Source organism: Treponema vincentii (assembly GCF_018336815.1).
Lineage (GTDB): Bacteria > Spirochaetota > Spirochaetia > Treponematales > Treponemataceae > Treponema.
In genome coordinates, this window is the sequence record NZ_CP050497.1 from 1,501,183 (window position 1) to 1,524,702 (window position 23,520).

Annotated in this window: 17 protein-coding genes; 16 read left to right on the top strand and 1 reads right to left on the bottom strand. The window is 42.1% G+C overall.

The features are described from left to right. Positions 1-4: 4 nt before the first annotated feature. The 16 genes from frr (at position 5) to GWP40_RS06850 (ending at position 20,968) form a co-directional block, all read left to right on the top strand. A complete protein-coding gene (gene frr, locus GWP40_RS06775) occupies positions 5-559 on the top strand; it encodes a ribosome recycling factor (RefSeq protein ID WP_212564715.1) in 555 nt (184 codons plus the stop codon). Continuing rightward, the gene (uppS, locus tag GWP40_RS06780; protein ID WP_212564716.1) at positions 559-1,239 is read left to right on the top strand and encodes a polyprenyl diphosphate synthase; all 681 of its coding nucleotides are present in this window, start codon (positions 559-561) and stop codon (positions 1,237-1,239) included. The genes frr and uppS overlap by 1 nt, the downstream gene beginning before the upstream one ends. Next, entirely contained in the window at positions 1,236-2,084 is an 849-nt protein-coding gene (locus GWP40_RS06785) for a phosphatidate cytidylyltransferase (protein ID WP_212564717.1), read from the top strand. Before uppS ends, GWP40_RS06785 begins: the two co-directional genes overlap by 4 nt. A gap of 192 nt (positions 2,085-2,276) precedes the next feature. Further along, the gene (dxr, locus tag GWP40_RS06790) at positions 2,277-3,401 is read left to right on the top strand and encodes a 1-deoxy-D-xylulose-5-phosphate reductoisomerase (RefSeq protein WP_212564718.1); all 1,125 of its coding nucleotides are present in this window, start codon (positions 2,277-2,279) and stop codon (positions 3,399-3,401) included. A 412-nt stretch (positions 3,402-3,813) separates the two neighbouring features. Then, the gene (locus GWP40_RS06795; RefSeq protein WP_212564719.1) at positions 3,814-5,448 is read left to right on the top strand and encodes a DUF262 domain-containing protein; all 1,635 of its coding nucleotides are present in this window, start codon (positions 3,814-3,816) and stop codon (positions 5,446-5,448) included. Continuing rightward, positions 5,432-7,738: a DUF262 domain-containing protein gene (locus tag GWP40_RS06800; RefSeq protein WP_212564720.1), complete on the top strand. Its 2,307-nt coding sequence runs from the start codon at positions 5,432-5,434 to the stop codon at positions 7,736-7,738. Before GWP40_RS06795 ends, GWP40_RS06800 begins: the two co-directional genes overlap by 17 nt. 458 nt (positions 7,739-8,196) lie before the next feature. Further along, the gene (gene rseP / locus GWP40_RS06805) at positions 8,197-9,549 is read left to right on the top strand and encodes an RIP metalloprotease RseP (protein WP_212564721.1); all 1,353 of its coding nucleotides are present in this window, start codon (positions 8,197-8,199) and stop codon (positions 9,547-9,549) included. 210 nt (positions 9,550-9,759) lie between these two features. Continuing rightward, complete coding sequence (locus GWP40_RS06810; RefSeq protein WP_212564722.1) at positions 9,760-10,431, top strand: CpXC domain-containing protein; 672 nt, start codon at positions 9,760-9,762, stop codon at positions 10,429-10,431. Continuing rightward, complete coding sequence (locus GWP40_RS06815) at positions 10,415-12,733, top strand: WD40 repeat domain-containing protein (RefSeq protein WP_212564723.1); 2,319 nt, start codon at positions 10,415-10,417, stop codon at positions 12,731-12,733. Before GWP40_RS06810 ends, GWP40_RS06815 begins: the two co-directional genes overlap by 17 nt. Positions 12,734-12,784: 51 nt before the next feature. After that, positions 12,785-13,447 carry a TetR/AcrR family transcriptional regulator gene (locus GWP40_RS06820; protein WP_212564724.1) on the top strand — a complete coding sequence of 221 codons (663 nt, stop codon included), beginning with the start codon at positions 12,785-12,787 and terminating at the stop codon, positions 13,445-13,447. Positions 13,448-13,733: 286 nt separating this feature from the next. After that, a complete protein-coding gene (locus GWP40_RS06825; RefSeq protein WP_212564725.1) occupies positions 13,734-16,127 on the top strand; it encodes an efflux RND transporter permease subunit in 2,394 nt (797 codons plus the stop codon). Positions 16,128-16,225: 98 nt separating this feature from the next. Continuing rightward, entirely contained in the window at positions 16,226-17,011 is a 786-nt protein-coding gene (locus tag GWP40_RS06830; protein WP_212564726.1) for an outer membrane lipoprotein-sorting protein, read from the top strand. A 978-nt stretch (positions 17,012-17,989) separates the two neighbouring features. After that, positions 17,990-18,505: a hypothetical protein gene (locus GWP40_RS06835; RefSeq protein WP_212564727.1), complete on the top strand. Its 516-nt coding sequence runs from the start codon at positions 17,990-17,992 to the stop codon at positions 18,503-18,505. 129 nt (positions 18,506-18,634) lie between these two features. Further along, on the top strand, positions 18,635-18,889 hold the full coding sequence (locus tag GWP40_RS06840) for a DUF4160 domain-containing protein (RefSeq protein WP_212564728.1): 255 nt from the start codon (positions 18,635-18,637) through the stop codon (positions 18,887-18,889). A 14-nt stretch (positions 18,890-18,903) separates the two neighbouring features. Continuing rightward, positions 18,904-19,359 (top strand): DUF2442 domain-containing protein, encoded by a 456-nt coding sequence (locus GWP40_RS06845; protein WP_212564729.1) that lies wholly within the window; start codon positions 18,904-18,906, stop codon positions 19,357-19,359. A 16-nt stretch (positions 19,360-19,375) separates the two neighbouring features. Beyond that, positions 19,376-20,968 carry a hypothetical protein gene (locus GWP40_RS06850; protein ID WP_212564730.1) on the top strand — a complete coding sequence of 531 codons (1,593 nt, stop codon included), beginning with the start codon at positions 19,376-19,378 and terminating at the stop codon, positions 20,966-20,968. A 201-nt stretch (positions 20,969-21,169) separates the two neighbouring features. On the opposite strand, the gene GWP40_RS06855 is transcribed toward GWP40_RS06850, so the two are convergent. After that, positions 21,170-23,458 (bottom strand): methyl-accepting chemotaxis protein, encoded by a 2,289-nt coding sequence (locus GWP40_RS06855; protein ID WP_212564731.1) that lies wholly within the window; start codon positions 23,456-23,458, stop codon positions 21,170-21,172. Positions 23,459-23,520 lie beyond the last annotated feature (62 nt).

Below are 23,520 nucleotides of genomic sequence, written 5' to 3' on the forward strand. Positions count from 1 at the left end.
GGATATGAGCGATATTCATAGTGTCTATGAAGACAAAATGAAGAAGTCGATTGCGGCGTTGAAAGATGAATTTAACGGGCTTAGGACAGGCCGTGCTTCCGCTTCTTTGTTTGATAAAATACGGGTGGATAGCTATGGGCAGCCGACGCCGCTCAATCAAGTGGCGACCATTTCTATTCCGGAAGCTCGCTTAGTGGTTATTCAGCCGTGGGATAAATCGTTATTGGGAGAAATCGAAAAAGCCATCCTTAAATCGGAGCTTTCGTTAAACCCTGCCAATGACGGTAAACTTATCCGTATCGCAATTCCGCCGCTTACCGAAGAACGCCGAAAGGAGCTCGCAAAACAAGCGAAAAACTTTGCAGAGCAGTGCCGCGTTGCAATCCGCAATATTCGGCGCGATGGAATTGATGATGCAAAAAAACAGCAAAAAGAGGGACTTTTAAGTGAAGATGCGTTAAAGGCAGCCGAAGAAAAGTTCCAAAAAGCAACGGACGCTCATATCAGCGATATCAATAAGCTCCTTGCTGAAAAAGAAAAAGAGATTATGGAAGGTTAATGATAGTGCAGCATATTGCCGTCATCATGGACGGCAACGGGCGATGGGCCGAGCAGCGGGGATTAGCTCGTACAAAAGGACATCAAGAAGGACTGGAAGCGGCAAAGCGAATTGTCAAGGCTGTCTCAGATTTACATATACCATACATCACTCTGTATGTGTTTTCGACGGAAAACTGGAAACGCACGGAGGAAGAAGTCGGTTTTTTGATGGGTCTTATTCAACAACATCTGCGTGCGGAACTCGCCTTTTATGCTGCGAACAATATTAAGGTACGGCATATCGGCAATGCGACAGCATTGCCGCGTGCAATTCAAGCGGATATTGCCGATATAATGAAAAAAACGGAACACTATACGGGAACAACCATGCAACTTGCCATTAACTATGGTGGTAAGGATGAAATTATTCGTGCAATAAAAAAGCTGAGCGGCGAACAGCTTGAAGCGCTTACGGAAGATACCTTTGAACAGTTGCTCGACACGGCAGGAGTTCCGCCTGTTGATTTTGTTATCCGTACCGGCGGGGAAAAGCGTTTAAGTAATTTCTTATTATGGCAAACCGCGTATGCCGAATTTTACGGTTCGGATGTCTTGTGGCCGGATTTTACACCCACTCATCTGCAGGAAGCATTAGACGCTTACGGTAAACGCACACGACGCTTCGGAAGGATCGTATGAAAAAGATTATTGAACGGATAATAATGTTTGTCGTCGGCTTGCCTCTTGTAATCAGTTCGGTATATTTTTTGCCGTATCAACATTTTTTGATATTACATCTCGAAATATTTGCTGTTACCGCTCTTTCAATCATAGAAATTCGCACCATGTTTTCCCGAAAAATTGCCGTCTATTCTACACCAATTGTCTTATTAGCCGGTATGATTATCCCAGTGGCTGTATATCTGTTTATGTTTGGACTTTTTTCTCGTGTCGAGATGGTCTTGATCGGCATCGGTGCGCTCTATTTTATCTTCTTTGTTGAAGCTTTTTATTCGTTTTCAAAACCGTTTGAAAAAAGTATCCAACGGGTTTGTTCAGCCGTATTTATGATTTTTTACCCGGGATTTTTGATCGTATTCCTTTCCGCTATGACGCGCTGGACATCAGCTTCGAATATTATCGCCGTATTTTTATTGATGGTTTTTTCTTGTGATTCGCTTGCATGGCTTTTCGGTGTGTTGTTCGGGAAGGGAAACCGCGGCTTTGTACCGGCGAGTCCGAATAAAAGCATCGTCGGCTTTATCGGTGGACTCATCGCCTCAACTGCTGTCGGCTTTCTTGCTTTTAAATTGTTCCCTGCCGACTTTGGAAAGAGTTTGAGCGGCTCTTTAATAACGGGTTTTTGTACCGGAGTAGCCGCCATCATCGGAGATCTTATCGAATCCATTTTTAAACGTTCCGCTGAGGTAAAAGATTCAGGAGCGCTCATACTCGGGCGCGGTGGTATTCTCGATAGTATTGATTCTATTCTACTTGCTGCTCCGATATTCTACCTTTGCTATCGATTTTTCGTTGGGATATAATAGACCTATTCGATAACTGCGTCTTCGAATAGGTCGACGAGTTCTAAATCGCACGAATAGCACGATGCAAGAACATCTCATTTCAAGGTATCCTGTTCGGAAACGGAAGTTTCCGAACAGGTTGAATACTCGTCGGGCATCTCGAAAAAGCAACCATCTGTTTTTAGATGTCTCATTATATAGGGTGGAATAATGAAAAAGATAATTGTGCTTGGGGCAAGCGGAACAATCGGACAAAATGCTATCGATATTATACGCAAGTTTCCGGATCGTTTTGAACTTGTCGGCGTTTCCGTACACACGAAGACCGATGTATTGGATGCCTTATGTACCGAATTTCATTTTCAGGATTTTGCGGTAACGGATTCTGCCGCAGCCGCAAACTATGATACAAAACATCAGAGCCTTGAACAGTTTCTCACTGAAACGCCCGCCGATATTGTCGTGAACGGTATTGCGGGGGCGGCGGGATTACCGGCATCCCTCATTGCGGTTCGGACTCATCGAACACTCGCGCTTGCGAATAAAGAAAGCATTGTGATGGCGGGGCGCCTTTTGCAGAAAGAAGCCGAGAAGTATCATTCCCTTATTATTCCGGTAGATTCCGAGCATTCAGCCATTTACCGCTTAATACAAGCGCACGGGCGGGAGGCTATTGAACGCTTGATCATTACCGCTTCTGGCGGCCCGTTCAGAACATGGACGAGGAAGCGTATTCAAGAAGCAACCTTGCAGGACGCGCTTAAACACCCGACGTGGGCGATGGGGGCTAAGATCACCATCGATTCCGCCTCCCTTGCCAATAAGGCTTTGGAAGTAATCGAAGCAGTGCATCTTTTTGATATGGATGCCGACCGTATTACCGTTGCGGTGCATCCGACGAGTATTGTGCATTCGCTGGTGCAGCTTACCGGCGGCGAAGTGTATGCGCAGCTTTCTCCGCCCGATATGCGAAACCCTATTTTTGCTGCGCTCAGCTATCCTGAAGAGCCGCCGCCCTATCTTGCGCCGCTCGATTTTACCAAGCCTTTAGACCTGCACTTCGAGCCGCCGCGGACGGAGGATTTTCCGATGCTATCGCTCGGGTTTACCGCCGCCCGTAAAAAGGCCGGGTACCCGATCGCATTCAACGCCGCCAATGAACAGGCCGTCGCGGCGTTTTTGCGCAATCAAATCCGGTTTGTGCATTTAGCGGAGATTACCGCACAGGTGATGCAGGAAGATTGGAGCGCCGCGCCGAAGGATATAACGGAGGTTATGCGCATTGACGAATCCGCCCGCCGCCGCGCAGACGCCATTATCACGCATGTAATGTAAGAATACAAGGCAACCATACGGAAATAATTCAAGTGTTTACCTACATTGCATATGCCGGAGAAAAATAGTGTCGATAGGGTGCCCGTCAAACTCTATGCGGAAATAGCGAGGATAGGCATTGTTGATTTTATCATTTCCCCATTTTTCTTTTTTAACGGTAATCCCCTCGTGTTCTAAATTCCTTAATACATCAAAAGCCTTTCACCCAATGAAACAACAGTATTCGGTTTGAGTATTTTTATCGTTTCTAAAATGATGTTCCAGCCTGCTTCAAAATCAGAATTGTCGGAGCGTTCTTCGCTTGCATTATAAGATTTCCAGTGAGATCGTCTCTATTTGTTACACCGAGGATAATTTCGGTAGTGTGTTGAAAATGGAATAGCAGTGTGGTAGGATAAAGATAGGTGTGGATATGGAAAATTCAATAAAGTCATTAAACGAGTATTTAAGTCTAACTTCTACTTTCATTATTCCTTATTATCAACGCGGATATATATGGGGTAAAAAACGTGATTCTAAGAAAGATTCGGCAGCATACATGATTGACAGTATTATAGCAGCTTTTGAAAAGAAGCGAGAGCTATTTTTGCAAGGTATTATTACTACTAAACCTAAAAATAATGAAGTGATATTAATAGATGATGGACAACAGCGCACAACCTTTTTTTATCTCCTGTTACGCTATCTTGGTTCAGACCGTATATTCAAAATAAAATATGAAATCCGTAAAGAATCCGATTCATTTCTTCAAAATATTGCAGAAGTTGCTCAACAGTCACGTGAAGAATTGGTAAAACAAGCAAAAAAAGATGAAACCGAAAAACATCAAGATATATATTATTTTAAGAAAACAATACGGATAATACATGAAGTTTTAAAAAAGAAAACTCCTAATGAGTTGCACGATTTAGCAGTATTTTTGTATGAAAACATAAAGTTTTTATGCATATCTATACCGGACGATAAAGCGATAACCGTTTTCTCCATGATGAACGGCAATAAAGCGGTGATGACACCGGAGGAACTCATAAAAGCCGAATTATTACGTTTAGTATCGTTAGATAGCAATAGTGATGAAGATTCAGCAAAACGATGGGAACAAGTCTTATTGCGCGGAAAATATGCACGGGAGTGGGATAGATGGCTCTATTGGTGGAATAATAATAGCGTAAAAGAGTTTTACGGCATGAAAGAGCAATCAAATAACACGCTCGGTCTTTTATTAACAACATATTATGAAATACACAAAGAAAAAAATGCAGATTATTCTTTTGCAGAATTTAGAAGTCTCTTTTTAAAAGAAAATTCAGCTCAAAAAGCGCATGATCTTTTTTATGATTTACGCCGGTTACAAAAGAAATTCGAAGATGTATATAACAGCACTGGCAACACGGTGGAGTTGCATAATAAAATCGGCGCAATAATAAAAATATTTAACAAGAAGCATCGAATAAACTTTCTTGTCGATTATTTTTCCGATCATATTACACAAGATGAATTGGAAAAATGGTATAAATATGTATTTTTAAGTCTTACCTATAATGATATCAAAAAAGCATTAGCAGCTGAAAAAAATGCTGAAGATGACGAACCGATCATTGAGAATGATGTAAAGGATTTAATTAACGCAGTTTCTGATAATGATTTATACAATAATAATGATTATAAACAATATGCGTATTTGCAACTTTTTAGATTAAATATTGAAGAAGATACGAAACTCGGCAGAGCTTTTGATTTTTCCTGTTGGGATAACGGAAAGAAATCATTAGAGCATATTTTACCACAATCAAAAGCATCCGGAAAAAATGAACATTGTATCGGAAATCTTGTCCTGCTTTACAAAAATGAGAATTCCGCATTCGGCAACAAGAGTTTTGAAGATAAAAAACGAATGTATTTTGATTTTTCTGAAAATTTTAAAAGCCGTCATTTACTGCATACTATGTCCGTATTTGCAGGAAGCTGTTGGGGAAATAAAGAAATAGAGCAGAATAAAGAGAAAATAATAGCGGAGATAAAAAAGTATTATGGTTACACAAAATAAAACCTTTCAGACAGGGAAAGAATATTGCTTAGGGGATATATTCAATGGTGAGAATAAGATAATTATTCCCGATTTACAACGTGATTATTGCTGGGGAGACAAAGCCGGTCTTGTAGAAAACTTTACGGATAACCTTATTGAACTCTTTGTAAAAGATAAAAATCAGCATATCACTATGGGGCTCATATATGGATACGAGGAGCCGTCCCATTATCTGCAATTATGCGATGGACAACAGCGTCTTACAACGCTTTTTTTATTACTCGGTCTGCTCAATAAGCGAACGGAAAATTCTTTTGAGCAGTATATTACTGATAACAAAGAGCCTCGTTTACAATATGCAATACGGGAAAATACGCTCTATTTTTTATTCGATCTTGCCGGTAATTTTTTTGCCGGGGATAATACAACCCTGAATGTTGAAGATATACGAAAACAGCCGTGGTATTTTAAAGACTATGATGTGGATCCTAGTATACAAAGTATGCTGAAAGCCTTAGATATCATTGATAAACGGTTAACGTCTCAAACTATAAAAGATAACTATAAGGCTTTCGGAGAGTTTCTAATAGATAAGATATTTTTTCTGTATTATGATATGGAAAATCGTAGAAACGGCGAAGAAACCTTCGTGATTATTAATACCACCGGTGAACCGCTTACCGAAACTGAAAATCTAAAACCCCTTATGTTATCAAAGATTACGGATGACGAAAAACAAAAATCTGCTAGCAAAGACTGGGAACAATGGGAAGACTTTTTTTGGCAAAATCGAGATGAAAATGATACTGCAGATATCGGCTTAAAGGAGTTTTTTAGATGGGTTGTATTATTGCAATTTGATATAATAAACGATAATAAAACAGCTTTCCAAAATATGGTCGACTCTATGCCGAGTACCGAACTGAGAAAGCTTGATCTTAAAACGGTGAAAAAGTATTTTTCTATTATTACGTTTCTTTTCGATAAAGAACTCATTGATAAATTTGACTCATACCTAGCGCCGCAGGAGCAAAACGATCAGATTATATTATTTAAGATTTTACCGGTAATTGAATATATCTCTCGGTTTGGTCAATCGAATATAGAAAATATTAGACGGGTAATACGGTTTTTCTTTAATCTTTCGCGCGTGGAGAACGTAAGCAAGGCTATTTCCGAACAATTACCTGAAGCTCTCAGCATTATAAAGAAGTTGCCGAATGCTGAGATAACATCTCTATTGGAATTTAAAGATAAAATTTCAAAAACCTTATTAACCGATGAAGAAGCATTTAAATTAGCTTTGTATAAAACCGGAGGAAAAGAAAGACAAAACTATGAAAAGCGATTTTGGGCAGCAGAAGATCATCATCTATGGAAGGGTGAAATAAAGCCGCTATTGCAATGGAGCTGTAGAGATGGGGTACTCGATAGCAGCACCTTTGATGTAGCACGTTTTGATGAATACGATAAAACCGTTAGGCAGATATTTTATAATGGCCATAAGGATCGGAAGCTCGATATCACCAGAAGAGCGTTACTGACTATTCTACCGTCGGATAATTATCCTAAGATATTTAGAGGAAATACAAATTATTCTTTTTGTTGGGAGTATAAGGATTGGAAAACGCTGATTTATGAGAATAATAAAGGTTTTCAATCTTTTCTTGATATACTGAAAGATAAATCCAATATACAGAATGCAGAAAAAGATATGATTACCAAATGTATCGATGATATAAAAGGTGGAAAGCGTAAATTAGATTATGATTTAGATAAATTCTTGAAATATCCTGAAATTTTAGCCTATTGTAAGAAAAAGAATATACAATGGGATGATAAAAAAGATAACTGGATATTAGTTCCGAAAACAAGAGCTACCACCTTTATTGATTTGGAACTATATATCTTTTATTTAGAACTTATTCCACCTGAACAATCGCAATTTTTAACGCAAAATCTGGCAAAATATAGTGATGATAAAAGTAAAAAACATTACCGATTTACGATTAATAGTATACATTGGAAAATATGGTTTTATGCTGAATATAATGATGGAAATTGCTGCGTATTTTCAAAAGAAGATAATTCTTGCGTTATCGATTGTTTATTGGAGAAGACAGAATTGTATGAAATTAACCTACGCAATGGAAATAATCAAAATCAAACGAAATCTGAATTTGAAGAGCTCGCCGTGCGGTTGAGTATGGAATATTTAAAAAAAGAAAAACGGTATCGATTATCCCATTTAGATAAAGAAGATGCTTATCAGAAAATAAAAGAAATAATAACAGCCGTATCACACTGACAGCGGTTATATAAGTTACTATTTTCAGCGGTTCAAAGAATGTTTCGCTCCGCAAAACTTACCAGTATATGATAGAGGTGGTAAAAATTGCTTTAAGGATGTATGTTAAGAATATCTAGCTTGTCCCCATCTCTTTTTTTGCTATAATAATAAAGGAAAGACGGGAGCAAATATATTGAACAAGAATTTGACGAGTTGACTATCACCGATGATATCGCTAAGCAAAGGACTGTAATGGACGTATCTTTTGCGTGAAATTTTATCTAAAATTTCACGCAGTTTATTTTTAGAAAAGAAGGATAACCGCATCAGGTGTGCAGTTCAAATACCGCAGCAGCACAGGGATTGGGCGACCATTTGAGCCGCAAAGCGGCGAAACTCTGGTCGAACAATCCCTGTGATGCTGCGGGGTGTAAAAAAAATAACCTGATGCGGTTACCCTGCGAAGGACTATATAGATGATAAAATTTTTGATCGGATTGCCGGTACTCGGTATTGTTGTATTTATCCATGAGCTGGGGCACTTCATCGCTGCTAAGCTCTGCGGAGTGTCGGTAGAAAGCTTTTCCATCGGCTGGGGACCGGTACTGCTGCATAAAAAATTCGGTACAACCGACTACCGGCTATCGGCGATTCCCCTCGGCGGCTACTGCGGCATGAAAGGCGAACACGCATTTAGAGAGGCTTATGAAAAAAAACTATCGACTGTCCCCAAGGAAGAGGGGAGCTTGTTTGCCGCACATCCCTTTAAGCGGATACTGATAGCATTTGCGGGACCCTTTGCCAACCTCTTGCTTGCCGCCGTTGCGCTTGCCATGATAAGCGGGATTGGCAGGACATACTATACCACTGATAACCGCATCGTGCCGGTATACTGTCTCGATTCGAGCGACCAATCGCCTGCGCGGACAGCCGGTTTACAAATAGGCGATCGTATTCTTAAAATTAATGATGAAAAGACCGCGAACTTCGCCGATATTCAGCAGATTATCGCACTGCATCCGGAAGAATCGCTTACAATGCTGATTGAACGAGGCAGCGAGCAGCTCAGCACAACGATACGTCCTGATTTGAATAAAAAGACCGGTGCGGGGCAGGTCGGTATTTACCGTTATGTGCCGCTCGAAGTTGCATCCGTGCGGAAAGATTCCGCTGCCGATTTAGCGGGAATAAAAATAGGTGATCGTATTACCGGTATTGACGGCACGACGCTCGATAACCAGATGGCGCTGATATACTTTTTCCGCGACTATACGCAAAAGACCGCACTCTTTGAGCTTATCCGTGCCGGTGAGCGGATTGAGCTGCCGGTAAACCTTGTCCGCACGGAAAACGGCAGCGTCGATCTCGGTTTGAATTGGGAATATATCACTGTAAATGAAGAAGGAACCGGTTTTATTGCCAGTTTGCGCAAAGGGCTGGTGCAAACCGGAGAACTGACGGTTGTTACGCTGAAAAGCCTCGGTCTTTTGTTTAAGGGCGTGAGTATGACCGAAGCGGTTGCAGGGCCGGTACGAATCAGTTCGATGATCGGCGGTCTTGCAGCAGACGGCTTTAGTGAGAATGTACGGGCGGGCTTTGTGAATATCGCAGAAATTGTTGCGGTAATATGCGTGTCTCTTTTTTTAATGAACCTCTTGCCCATTCCTATTCTTGACGGCGGATTGATCTTTACTGCCTTTATTGAATGCATCGTCCGTCGGCAAATTCCGCCTCGTGTGTTATATTACCTACAGTTTGTAGGAGTTGCCTTTATCGCCGTGCTTTTTTTCTTTGCACTTTGGGCGGATATCTTATATATTATGAAATAACAGGGAGTGGAAAGGATCTATTTTTGATGCTCCTTGTACATCTCGTGAGGAGCCGTACGATAAAAGCTGCCGAAGATACCGTCAGCTTTTATCTACTCAAGTTTGCGTTGCAAACTTGTATATCTACTGCACATTCTCATTTCATTGCGAATGTGCTTAAAAAGTCAACAAAAAGTTGAAACTTTTTATTGACTTTTTATAGGAGGAGTTATGCAAAAAATTACCTGTAAATGTGACTGTTCGTTTGACGTGGAATATGAAAAAACAATCGATCTTGATGCCCGCCCTGCAATCAAAGAAGATATAAAGAAAGGCTCCTTTTTGTCTTTTATATGTCCGTCCTGCCATTCAAAAGTCAATATCGAGCTTGAAACAGAATTTGTGTGGAAATCAAAAAAGACGACATTGCTGTTTGTACCCGAAAAGAAGCGTATGGAATGCCTCGCTTTTTGCGCAGGCGCTGTCCGAATCGATGCGGAAAATAATAAAAAGTTAAAGACTGAATTTCTGAAAAAAGGACAAACACCCGTTATCGGTTATCCTGAACTTGCCGACCGGATTGCTGTCCTTGATTCCGGCTTAGACCCTGAAATTGTGGAAGCGGTAAAATTCTTTTTGCTGGATAACGGAAAGAATATCAAGGGTAAACAAATTCAAATCCTATTTGAAAAACTCGAGGATGAGACGATTGAGTTTCATGTGCATGGATTACGGGAAAAAGAAGTTGCTGTGATGCGTATTCCGCTGACTCTTTATCGTTCGATTGAAGCAGATCGCAAAGCGAAAAAGCAAAAAGAAGTGTTTCAGGCTTTGTGGCTTGGTCCCTATCTTTCCTATAAGAATATTCATGCCGAAGGAGATGATCATGAGCCGGTGGTTTAGATGCATTCCGCTTTTGTTTTTATTTTTATGTGTGTGTGTAAGTATACAGGCACAGACCACCGGTCACACCGGCTCAACAGCTGCGTCAACCAAACCGGCAGCATCGGTGATTGAACAAACCGCTGCTGATGAACAATTGCAAACGGATACATTGGATAACGATGACGATTCGGGTGTACAGCACCAATCCCAATCAGATAATCCTACCAATGCCGGAGAGCAATCATCCACCGCTGCACAGGATACATCGAAAAAAACGCCGGAGAAATCTGACACAACCGGTGCCGTATCTGCTTCTGATGAATCACCTCGCACGGAAGATTCTGTTCCGGAAGGAGCGGGAGAAAGTGCTGCCGGAGAGCAGAATGGCAAGGGGGTATCGGAGAATACCGATGCCAATGCAGAATCTGCGACAGAATCTGAGCTCGATGAAAATCTTGCCGATACGGCGATGCAAAAAAATGGTGTAGGGGGACAAGACCCTTCTGTAAAAAACAGTCTGGAACGGGCACGTATTTCTCATCAATTTGAAGGCGGGGTTACCGCTATCGCCGACTCTTCCATTACGCATTCTTTTTTTGCTGCAGGAAAAGACGGCTTTATTACCCGTTTTTCATATAGAACGATGAAGCCCGAAACGTGGCAGGTATCGACTATGCCGATTAAGCGCATAGCTGCACATCCTAAAAAAAACGTGATTGCCGTCTATGAAACGGACGGTTTCAGCATTCATACTATTTCCCTCTGGGATTGGCAAACAAAAAAACAGCTGTACGCAAAACGCTTTACCAGCTCTGTTCTTTCACTATCGTGGTCGGCACAGGGGACATATCTCTTTATCGGAACCGCATCGACGGAAGGCATTACTATCCTTGATGCAAGCGGAAAGATTAAAAAAGTGTATCCGCGTCCGCCGGGAATTGTGCTGCTTGCTGCGACCGGCCCGAGCGAAAAAAGCATCGTAACATACGGAGAAACCGGCAGGCTTGTGTATGCCGATATTGCGAAAAAATCCATTCTGACACAGTACGAAACAGAAGATCGGTTGGAAAGTCCTGAACTAATTAAAAATTATACTCAGATTATCGGGTATAAAAACGGGAATGTTGTGGTGGTAAAGGCTGCTTCTGGTGAGGTATTGGAAAATTATCCTGCTCGTTCGGCGCTGTTTGCAGGGAAGATTACGGATAGCCTGCCGGTATGGATTGAAAAAGGAGACGCGCGGCGAACATGGCATTTGTGTCAAGGCGATAAAAAATCCCCCGCTTTTACTCTTCCGCATCCCGCAGTTATCACGGCAGCAAGGCATGTCGATGCAACGGTTGTAATTGGAACCGATGACGGTAGACTATACCGTTTAAAGCAAAATAGTGATGCGACAATTTCGCTAACGGAGTTGAACATCGATACTTCAATTCAAGTTAGTGATATATGTACGAAAGATTCTAAAATCTATATGTTGAGCGGTTCGACGCTGTATGCCGCCGCTTCTCCGACGGATGAGCCGGAACCCGTTATCCAATCTGTTTCAGGCGAACGGTGTACCGTATACGGGAACGGCTTTTTATTTTGGTCTGCGGAAAAAAATGCACCGCTGTATTATGCAGAGGAAGGACAAACACCGACTATTCTTTACCGTCCGCGGGAACGGCTCAATTCGGTTTCGGTTTATAAAGATACTATTGCTGCGGTACGGGCGTTTAGCGGTCTTGTTCTATTGAACGGTAAAAGCGGAAAGCAGTTATTTACGTATCAAGCAGCCGGATTGCAAGATGCAGTACAAGTTGATGACACATTCGTGCTTATTACCAAAAGTACGGGCGGTGTTATCCGTCAACCGCTCCTGCTGATTGACATCAGAACGAGCGAAACCATCCCGCTTAATATGGACGGGGACATTGCGTTTTCCGCACAGGCAAATAACAAGGTACCCAATACATTTTCATGCTTTCGGTTAAAAACGGAGAAAGCGGCGCAAACCGATTTAATGACGATGAAAATCGATACGGCGCATCCCGCCCGCAGCGCTTTTACCGCGGCGCTTTCGTACGGTGATGAAAACTTACAAGCCTCGCTCTACGATGATGGATACGCCGTGCTCACCAACCTCGGGAAAAATCAACTGAGCTATTACGATAAAAAGCGGAGATCGATTCGGCAGCTTCCGCGGGACTATGCGTTATCCCGCAAGGCGTTGATGACGGATACATACATTGTCAGCGTGAATTATGACGGATCCCTTTCGTGGTTTAACCGCCGGACGATGCAGTTGTTGCAGCATATCCCGCCGACTAAGAATTGAGGTTGTGGAAGTTGCCTCTTAACAATTTGCAAATACTAACCTATACTATCAGTGATGAAAGAATCGAGAAAAAAGCGCAATACTTATACTGAAATTCTCAAAAATGCAAAAATGGAATTTTTGCGAAAAGGCTTTGGAAAAGCGTCGATGCGCTCAATTGCGGCAATGACAGGAATAACCGCCGGCGCTTTGTATAAACACTTTCCGTCAAAGGCTGCAATCTTTGAAGCACTGGTGCAGCCACTTATTGCGCAAACATTAAGTATCGGTACCGATTTTTCCGAAATCGTGATTGATCTATTCAAGGCAGAAAATAACACGGCAATAAAAGAGGTTATACGCACATCGATATGGAATTTATATAATCTTGTTTATAACCGCTTTGACGAATTTAAGCTGTTGTTTAATCGTGCTACAGGAACAAAATATGAAAATATCCGCCATGAATTTGTAATGGCGGATGTTGCAGCATGTAAAAAATTCATCGACGATTTTAAAAAACATGGAATCAATATCCGTCCTTTAAGCGACGACCAGCTTCATTTGATTTACAGCACTGCCTTAACGCCGTTTTTTGAGATTATAACCCATGAATATTCTTATGAAAAAGCTCAAGGATTTATCGATATATTAACCGATGTCATGTATTTCTGCTGGAATAAAATTATGCAGCCGGAAACACAATCAGGACAATCACACCAGCTGCCTTTTTAGCCCCCCAGCAGAATCAGAGGTTGCTCAACCAGAATTGAACCTCTTCGCGGTTAAAATGGGCTCACAACCTCTTGATTCTGCGATATTTGATTTACACTTCTGACGCAATCGCTCTTCTGCTAAAATAAATTATGTGAAATTTTAGGTAAAATTTCACATAGAAAGAATGCAACTGCATCATTCACGCGAGGAATACAATCGAACCTATTGACAATTTTTAGAAGAATTCTATACTAAAATAGTAAACATTGTTTACTATTTTAGTTATCAATAAGAGGCTTCTTAGATGAAACTTGAAGGGATACATTTCTTTTTTAAAAAAATTGCGGAATTTCAATTAAAATACCGCTGGCTCTGTTTGGTTCTGCTTGCGACTGTAACGGTTGCGGGGCTTATAGGCGTAAAAAGTTTTAAGGTCGGCTCGGCTGATGAAGACGAGTTTTTAACCGTAAAAGAAAGCACAAAAAAGAATGATGCGCGGTTTAAGGAATTGTTCGGCAGTAACGATTCGATCGTGCTGCTTTTTGAATCAGACGATGTATTTAAGCCGGAGGTGCTCCAAGCGATTAAAGATATCGGCGCCGATCTTTTGGAAAAAGTACCGTATGCGGATTCCATTACCTCGATTACCGATACGGATATTACCGTTGGTACGGACGAAGGCATAGAAATCACCAATCCGTTTCGGGACGGTATTCCATCCGATCCTGCTGATCTACAAAAAGCGAAGGATTTTATTCTTTCGCGTAAGTCGATTGTTAATAAGCTCGTAACGCAGGATGCAACGGAAACGTGGTTGGTACTGTCGCTCAAGGCGACGCCACCTGAAGAGGTGTGGAGTAAAACTTCGACAAAGGCTCCGATGTACGTTATCGGAGAAGCGGCAATCGACATTGTTACCGATCCCAAATATCAACGCGCCGCCTATACTATAAAACCTGCGGGGCTTCCCTATACCGAAACGGAAGAAAAAGTTGTGATGGGACAGGAGACCACAAAAAGCGTCGGCTTGAGTTTTCTCTGTATGATTATTCTGCTCATTGTATTTACTCGGTCGCTCCGAGGAACGATCGTGCCGCTATTTGCGACTTTCTTCGGCATTACCACGGTGCTCGGTATTATGGGCTTTTTACACATTTCGGGAAAGTCGGAAATGATGTCGGTTCCGATTGTGCTTGCGATGGCGCTTTCGGTCGGTTATTCAATTCACTTAGTCAATTCGTTTAAAACAAGTTTCTATGAACTTGGTAAACGCAAAGAAGCGGTAATCGATTCAATTGAAAATACCGGCTGGCCGCTCTTTTTTACTGTCGTTACTACCGTTGTTTCGGTGCTGTCGTTTTTAACGACTGACCTTCGCCCCATGCGCTGGATGGGGGCCGCAAGCGCCGCGATGGTATTCGCTGTGTATATCTATGTAAGCGTGTTAATCCCGATTTTGATGAGTTTCGGTAAAGATATTGAAGCCGGTAAAGATTCGGCACTCGCTCATACAAAAAGAGCTGCACGCGCGCAAAAATTGGATAAATGGTTTGAACGCTTCGGACATTCCGTTATCAAAAGACGCAAAGCAATCATCGCTGCATTTATGCTCATCACTGCGGCGTGTATTCCGGCGTTGTTCAGAATAGATGTCAATATGGACAGCTTTAAATTTATGGGCTTGCGCATTCCGTATATTAAGCGTCTTTATGAAATTACGCAGTCGCAGCTCGGCTCTTATTTTAATTACAATATTATGCTCACCTTTGATGAAGATGATGCGGTTAAGAATCCCGATGTACTTAAAAAACTCGATAAGCTGAGCACACTCATCGGGACGTTCAGATTAACAAAAATGAATAACGGTGTGCCGAAGATATTCTCGATTTTGGATGTTGTCAAAGAGATGAATCAAACGATGCACTCCGACGATCCTGCGTTTTACACAATCCCCGATGACGAAGACTTGCTTGCGCAGCTCTTGTTCTTGTATGAAATTTCAGGCGGACAAACATCGCGTTGGGTTGACGAAGAGTTTCGTACGCTTCGTATGTCGATTGATGTTGCCTCGTATGATGCGAACGAGCTTGCGGCAAATCTGAAAACTATCGAGCAAACATGTGCGGAACTATTTCCGCAGGCGGACTGTCATCTAATCGGCAGAGCCGTGCAATTTGCGGAATTGAACAATAAAATCGTATTCGGCGAGCTGTACTCATTTTTAACTTCGCTCGTTGCGATTGCAATTTTGATGATGCTCGTATTCGGCAGTGTGAAAATGGGACTCATCGGGCTTATCCCGAATATCTTTCCCGTTCTTGTCATCGGTGCGATTATGGGCTATCTCGGTATTTCGCTCGACCTTATGACGATGGCGATTATGCCGATGATCCTCGGTATTGCCGTTGATGACACTATTCACTTTACCAACCACGCAAAGTATCTTTTTGAAAAAGAAAAATCATATAATCGCGCTATTTTCGGGACGTTCTATTCCATCGGAAAAACGCTTGCAATGACCACGATCATTTTGTCTGCCACATTTTTAGTGTATCTTACGTGTAATATTGCTGCAATTTTACGTCTCGGCGTATTAGCCGCTGTGGGCCTTTTGTCTGCGCTCGCCGCCGACTATTTGATGACGCCGGTACTGATTTACATAAGCAAACCGTTTGGGAAAGAGGAAACTAATGGGTAGTGGCGTAATTGATAATTGGTAATTAAAGCGATTTACGTGCAGCAGTAATTACCTTACCAATTACGCATTACAAATTACCAATTAAAAGAGGAGGATGTATGAAAATTATAAAACACGTAATCGCGCTGACTATGTTTGCAGCAGTGGCGGTGAGTCTTGCTTTTGCACAACAGCTGACGGGTAAAGAGATTATGCAAAAGGTTGATAAGCGCGAAAAGGCGACAACAGATTCATTTACGATGCGGATGACGCTGATCAATTCCAGCGGTAAAAAGCGGGTGCGCCAAGTTATAGCATATTCAAAGGATTACGGCAGTGAGAAAAAAACGGTGATGGTGTTTATGCTGCCTGCCGATGTAAAGGGCGTCGGCTATCTTTCTTTCTCGTATGATGATGCTTCGAAAAACGATGACCGCTGGCTCTATATGCCTGCGCTTAAAAAGTCAAAGCGCATTTCCGGTTCTTCAAGTCAGGACTATTTTATGGGTACCGATTTTACCTATGATGACATAAGCGGGCACAAGATCGATGACTACACGTACACATTGCTTGCAGAAGAAACCGTAGACGGGAAAAACTGCTGGAAGGTTGAATCGGTTCCGGTGAAAAAATCGATGTACTCAAAATACGTTTCGTGGATTGATAAGGAATCGCTGGTGCAGGTAAAGGCGGAATTTTACGATGAGCAAGGTTCGCTGTTGAAAGTGCTTACGGTAAGCGGCATCGAGAAAAAAGACGGTTTTTGGACTGCGGGCAAAATGGAAATGAACAACCTGCAAAAAAAACACACAACCGTTATCGAGACGCTCAAGCACGAGTTCAACAAAAATATCCCCGATTCATATTTTAGAGTGAATTCATTAGAAGAAGGCAAAATCAGGTAATCCTTTTGAAATATGCGGGGCATCTGCGTTGTCGCTTAACAAAAAACAGTCCTCGACGTACAAAAAGTACGCCTGCGGGTGTTTTTTGTACGCTCCTAGCATCTTCAGAACTGCCAAGGATGGTAGTGGTTTTATACAGGAGCGAGATTTGTGTTATGCACAAATCTCGTCGTTAAGCAGTTGTACACGGATGTACAACTGCTTAACAGTCTATTTCAAAAGGCTAGCGGAGAGAGGGCGAAAAAGGATTCTTTTGAAATATACGGGACATCTGCGTTGTCGCATTGCAAAAAGCGTACATTCTTGTACGCTTTTTGCAGCGAGTTTCGGCATCGCCGAAACATCGCTTCTCTGACAGGATGTCAGTGGTTCTATGCAAAAGCGATGTTTGCAAAAGCAAACTCGCCGTTCGGGAATGTATAAGGATGTACATTCCCGAACAATGGCATCCGTGCCAACGTTTAAGCGGTCTTGCCGCTTAAACTTGCAAGTTTTGCCAAAAGCAAAACGTTGCTACTGAAAATCCTCAACGTATCAGAAGCAGCATAGATGCCGATGGTTCCATGCAGTAACAAGTGTGCTCCGCAAACTTGCAGCTCAAAAATGTACAGGATGTACATTTTTGAGCGAGGATGGCGGTGCTTCTAATCAGTAGCGTGTTTGCCTTACAAGCACGTAGGTAAAAAATGTACAGGGATGTACATTTTTTACCGTGCCTGCGGTTAATTTGTGCTCGCGCCTTGTAGTTTCAGAACGGACACGGATGTCCGTGGTGTGAGGCAGTAGCGAGTTTGCAGTGCAAACTCGTCGTCAGAACGCCCAAGGACGGGCGGGATATTAATCAGAAGCGAGTTTTGTATAAAACTCGTCTTTTCCCGACATACACGGAAGTATGTCGGGAAAAAGTGTACACGGAAGTACACTTTTCAACAGGCTATTTCAAAAGGCTGACGGAGAGGGAGCAAAAAGGGGAGGGCAATGGATATAATCAGGGCAGTATTGGATGGCATAGCGATGGCTGCCATATTTAACGGTTCGGCGGCGGCTCTTGTAATAGCAAACCCGAGATATTTGATGGATTCATATCCTAAGGGGATTCAAAAAGCTGCTCCTGAGCCAATGAATAAGAAAGAAAAACGGGTAAATAAAATATTTACGGTGATAGTAATGGGAGCATGCTGGCTTTATGGAGTAATAAGCGCATTGCATGTCGGAATTCATACGTTTAAGGCATTGTTTTGGACTGCATATATTCATTGGATTATTGTGAATTTCGGCGATTTTTTCTTGTTGGATTGTCTTTTATTCCAAAAGTGGACTAAGCTGATTGTCATTCCGGGAACAGAAGATAACCCAATATATCAAACAAAAAATTGGATGAAGGTTATAGGAATACCGGAGCATTTTTTGTTGTGGCCGTTTATAATAGTGCCGCTTTTTTCTCTGGTTCAAACAGGCATTGTAATGCTAATACAATTTCTGTTTTCTTTCTAAAGCTTACATGAAAGTACACTGAGAAGCGGGAATACGGGCAACCGGTAAATTGATAGGATTGATAAACCCATTGACAATATCACGATACCGTGAATATAGTGTAAATACTAAAAGTAGGAGGTATTAGATATGCCTGTATTATCAAGGTTTTATGGAATTATTATCCGAATGTACTTTCAGCAATCAGAACATAATCCGCCGCATATTCATGCATTATATGGGGACGATATGGCTGCTATCGATATACAAAACGGAGAAATATTAGAAGGGCATTTACCTCCGAAAGCATTATCGATGGTACGGGAATGGGTCGGCATTCATCGAAAAGATCTTTTACGTATGTGGGAAACACAGGAATTTAAGCCGCTTTCCCCACTTGAATAAAGAGGGTAAATTGTATGTTTCATAAAATAAAAGCGGTGCATCCTCTGTCGGATTATCGCTTACAGGTGCAATTTTCGGAAGGCATATCAAAGATATATGACGTGAAGCCGCTTTTTAATAAATGGACGGTATTTCAGGTACTCAAAAATGAACCGGCTCTCTTTGCCGAGGTGGAAGTTGATACGGGCGGCTACGGTATTGTCTGGAATGATGAACTTGATTTATCGTGCGATGAACTGTATGAGAATGGAAAAACGGTAACAACTCCGTTCGACGGTTTAATCGCGCTGAGCGATGCAACTGAGCTCTGGGGCTTACATGAAAGTACATTGAGAAAAGCGATTTCTTACGGTAAGCTTGTTAACGGAATCGATGCTTGTAAATACGGTAAACAGTGGGTTGTTTCTGCAGCAGCTATGAAACGGGAATACGGTAAACCGGTAGCCGATAAGGTTGAAGAATGTCGATAAGGAGAGGTATGACAACATGAAAACGATACCAAAAAAACACGGAGCGGTTATTGCGTTTTGTACGCTGTTTTTTGTGGTACTATTGCTGCCTTGCACTGCGCAGGAAGCAGCGGATATACGGGGCAGAGACGGTATGGAAGGAACAGCTCACGCAGCGGAAGTTTCATCCGGCAATGCGGTTGAATCTCAAGCAGCCGATGACATAGTTGACGATTTAACAGATGACGAATTTTCTATCGATTCGGAAGATGACAGTGCAAAACCGGTATTTACGGTAAGCGGCAAAATTGAAACGCTGCACGGAGTTCGCTGGAACGATGTTAAAAAAAATCTCGAATACGGAGCGTCCCGTTCGATTGCCCGGATAAACGGTGAGGTCTCTGCCGGTTCTTCTTATGCAGTTATGTCCGCCGCAGCTGAATACAATTACCGCAACCCCGCACGCACCGGCTTCCGGTTGAACGAAGCGTATTACCGCTATTCGGGTGAGATATGGGATATCAGTGTCGGACGGCAGGTTATTGCATGGGGACAGGCGGATGGGTTTAAACTCACCGATGTGTTAAGTGCGCGGGACAGCTCGGAGTTTATCTCCTTTAGCGGCGATGCTGCGCGGTTTCCGTCTGATAGTGTTCGCCTGCGTTTTTTTCACGATCTGTTTACGTTTGAAGCGGTTGCCGTACCGTTTTTTACCCCGAATAAACTGCCGCGCTTCGGCTTTGAAGACGGTGCAAAGAACGGCCTCTACTATATCGACACACCGGATAGTTACAAGACGCCGTTCGGTTCCGTTCCAATTCGGTATACAAAAACCCAAAGTGCAAAACCAAAGATGTTTACCGACACGGAAGCGGCCGCCCGTTTTTCTTTCTTTTTACCCGGTATCGATTTTTCCGTTTCCGGTTTCTACGGCTGGGATAAAAATCCGCGCTATGCAAAAAGCGGGTATGTTAAAAAAGAACTTCGTAATCCTGATAGTCCACATAATACCAGTTCGAATCCATACGTTCCGAAAGCGCTCTATACCAATTTAAATGAGGAGTATTATCGTATCGGAATGGCTGGTATCGATGCGGCGATTCCTGCAGGCGATGTAACAATCCGGCTAGAAACCGCGTGGGTAGGCGGACGATACTTTGAACCAAAAGAAATGCTATCACCTTTGCCGATTGTAGAACTGCTTAATCCAGATTCAAAGGTCGATGTACCAATTAAATTTAATGCTCCGGTCAAAAAACACCAGCTGCTGATGCTTGCCGGTATTGACTGGATCAAGAGTTCGTGGACGCTGAGCGCCCAGTATTTTGAAGATCTCATCCTCAATCATAAAGACGATATAGAGCGGCCGATGCACAAGGGCTTTGTCAGCCTCAGTGTGAGTAAAACATTCTTACGCGACACGCTCAAACTTTCGGCAAGCGGCGTTATCGATATAAACTACGGCAGTACATCCAGCACCTATTCGGTTAGCTATGCCCTCACCGATAATATCAATGTTGCACTCGGCGGTGATCTGTACACCAAAGGCTATGACGGTAAGGGAGACTTTGCAGCCTTACACAAGATAAGCGCTATATGGGTAAAAGGGACGTTTATTTTCAGCCGCTAAAATGGCGCGGCTGAAAAACACTGCGAGTTTGCCATTCGGCAAACATCGTAGATTATATGTGCGCTATCGCGCACTAATTGAACAACTTCCAAAATTGACACTTTGTTCAGTTGTTCAATTTTAAGGGACGTTTACGTGGTAGAACATGGGCATCTCTAGAAACTCAGATATAGTTTTAAGAGATGCCTTTATTCGTTTCAGCTATTCATTCATTTGGATGTTTTGCAGATGATCGGTGTGCGTAATCAGTGCATTGAGCGTACCGATCGATTCGCTCGTTTCGGCTTCTACTCCGCGTGTTGTCTCAACTGCATCATTTAAGCTTTTAATATTTGTGAACATAGCCTCGATTTCCGTATGTACTTTTTCGGTTGCTTGCAATAAGCTGGTAAAGCTTTCATTGATTTTATTTCTGAGTTCGGAAACTTCGGTTTGTTCCTCTTGAACATCAACGGATTGATCAGCCAGCGATTGCATAGCGCTGTTCATTTTTTCTGCCTGTATATCGACGTCTTTTAAGAAGGATGAAATATCTCCTAGTATCGTCTGGAAGTTATTGACCTGCGTATTGATATTGTCAAAGCTTTTTCGCAATACTTCCGAAGCTTCCGCAGAGTCTTTAATGCTTTTATTGATGTGCTTTAAAATCTTACCGGTATTATCGGCTTCATACGCGGAGTTTTCCGCAAGTTTCCGTATCTCATCGGCAACGACCGCAAATCCTTTTCCCGCTTCACCGGCATGGGCAGATTCTATCGCCGCATTCATTGCCAATAAATTTGTTTGCTCTGCGATAGCGGTAATAATTTGGTTTGTTTCCAGCAGGCTTTCCGAGCTTTCATAAATTGCATTGATAATATCCGTAACCGTTATTAAATGATGTTTACCGGCATCGCTTGCTTCACGGATGTAAGAAAAGTTATGATTTATTTCGTTGAACTTTTCCGTTAGTCCGTTAGTAGCATCGTTCAACTGTTTAATCTGCATTACCGTTTCTTCTGCCGCATCGGATTGCCGTTCAATTCCTTGGCGCATAGTATTCAAAAAAGCATTAAAGCTGTCGGTTGCATTTTGCGTACTGCGGAGCTGATTACTTTGTTCGGACATTTCAGATTTTAACGTTTGTACTTGAAGTGATAATGCCTGCATCGACTGTTCTGCTCCGTCCATGTTTTGTGACAGAACCGTTTCTTGTTGTTGTAGTTTGTCGCTGGTATGTCGAATTTCATTAAATAAAAGCGTTTTCTGTTTGTCGGAATCTGACAGTTGGATTTTTATCTCCTCGCTTTGACGATTATAGATATGTGTTTTCCATGCAAACCCGAATGCCTGCGCTAATAAAAATGCGGAAAAACCGAACGGTAGTAAATTCCCTGTTGGTACAAGCATCATACTGTAAAACAAATCGTTTAATGTAAAAATAGTCAAAATGATAATACCGATAACAATAAATATTGCACCTTCCCGTTTACGTATGAGCAGTTTGATGATCAAATAAATGACATAAACGATAATCATAACAATCACTAATTGATGAACTTGTATGAGCTTTCCGTAGATATAAGACGGCGTTACACAAATAAAAGCTGTGTATGCCAATGCTTCAATCATAATAATACGGTTGATAATTTTATGGGTGTCTTTAGGATAGAGCGCGGCAAAATAACCGACTACGGAAAAGCTGAGTAATGCAAAGGTAAGATAGTCGATTTTAGTATCGATGTTCCACGATAAAGAAGGAAAAAGGATTCTAAAGACAGGTCCCTTTACCATGTTGCGGAGAACGACGAGAATACTGAAAAACACGAACCATAGGATACTTTTATTATCAGGTTGAAATAGATAAAGCGCAAGGTGATACAGAATAATTGCGACACCAAACCCAAAAACAAAAATCTCAATAAAAAGGAATGCAAAATTGGCACTGTCGGCTTTTGTCTTTGTCGAAAACTTAATGGTTTGGTAAATACCTCCGCGTGAATGGAAAAAGTTTGAAACTTGAATGGCAAGGCATACTTCGGTTATGTCTTTCGGAATATAATAGAGAATGTTTCCTTCGCCGCGGACAGACGTTTCCTGTGAAGCTCCTACTTTTCCTGAATGGGCTTGCAATCCTTCATTTACATAGAGACTCCATGCGGAAACCGGAGAAGAAAACTGTATTGCTAATTCAGGATGCCGTTCCGGTAATAAAATTTGTAGAGTATAAGTACCGTATCCAAACGCAGACATCTTTGTCCCGTCGGATAAAACGGTTGAACTCCATTCTTTAGGACATTCGATAAATACCGTAGGGTTACGCACATCTTCCGGTGAAGAAAGTAACTGGCGATTATAGAATCCCATCTTTCCGCTTATCACGATACTTTGAGTGTCATTGAAGTTTTTATTGCGGAGATCAAGTATTCCGTTTTGAATGGTTTGGGAAAAAACGGGGGCAAAGCATGTACTCAAGACTAAAAGCGCTGTAAATTTTTTTATATGTTTCATTCTCTCTCTCCTTTTAAATTTACCAAGACTGCATAGGGTGAGCAGCCTTGGTATGTGTTCGC

Bases quoted from the DNA above. Each gene is read 5' to 3' on its own strand.
- frr (WP_212564715.1), top strand. From the start codon at position 5: ATGAGCGATATTCATAGTGTCTATGAAGACAAAATGAAGAAGTCGATT.
- uppS (WP_212564716.1), top strand. From the start codon at position 559: ATGATAGTGCAGCATATTGCCGTCATCATGGACGGCAACGGGCGATGG.
- GWP40_RS06785 (WP_212564717.1), top strand. From the start codon at position 1,236: ATGAAAAAGATTATTGAACGGATAATAATGTTTGTCGTCGGCTTGCCT.
- dxr (WP_212564718.1), top strand. From the start codon at position 2,277: ATGAAAAAGATAATTGTGCTTGGGGCAAGCGGAACAATCGGACAAAAT.
- GWP40_RS06795 (WP_212564719.1), top strand. From the start codon at position 3,814: ATGGAAAATTCAATAAAGTCATTAAACGAGTATTTAAGTCTAACTTCT.
- GWP40_RS06800 (WP_212564720.1), top strand. From the start codon at position 5,432: ATGGTTACACAAAATAAAACCTTTCAGACAGGGAAAGAATATTGCTTA.
- rseP (WP_212564721.1), top strand. From the start codon at position 8,197: ATGATAAAATTTTTGATCGGATTGCCGGTACTCGGTATTGTTGTATTT.
- GWP40_RS06810 (WP_212564722.1), top strand. From the start codon at position 9,760: ATGCAAAAAATTACCTGTAAATGTGACTGTTCGTTTGACGTGGAATAT.
- GWP40_RS06815 (WP_212564723.1), top strand. From the start codon at position 10,415: ATGAGCCGGTGGTTTAGATGCATTCCGCTTTTGTTTTTATTTTTATGT.
- GWP40_RS06825 (WP_212564725.1), top strand. From the start codon at position 13,734: ATGAAACTTGAAGGGATACATTTCTTTTTTAAAAAAATTGCGGAATTT.
- GWP40_RS06830 (WP_212564726.1), top strand. From the start codon at position 16,226: ATGAAAATTATAAAACACGTAATCGCGCTGACTATGTTTGCAGCAGTG.
- GWP40_RS06835 (WP_212564727.1), top strand. From the start codon at position 17,990: ATGGATATAATCAGGGCAGTATTGGATGGCATAGCGATGGCTGCCATA.
- GWP40_RS06840 (WP_212564728.1), top strand. From the start codon at position 18,635: ATGCCTGTATTATCAAGGTTTTATGGAATTATTATCCGAATGTACTTT.
- GWP40_RS06845 (WP_212564729.1), top strand. From the start codon at position 18,904: ATGTTTCATAAAATAAAAGCGGTGCATCCTCTGTCGGATTATCGCTTA.
- GWP40_RS06850 (WP_212564730.1), top strand. From the start codon at position 19,376: ATGAAAACGATACCAAAAAAACACGGAGCGGTTATTGCGTTTTGTACG.
- GWP40_RS06855 (WP_212564731.1), bottom strand. From the start codon at position 23,458: ATGAAACATATAAAAAAATTTACAGCGCTTTTAGTCTTGAGTACATGC.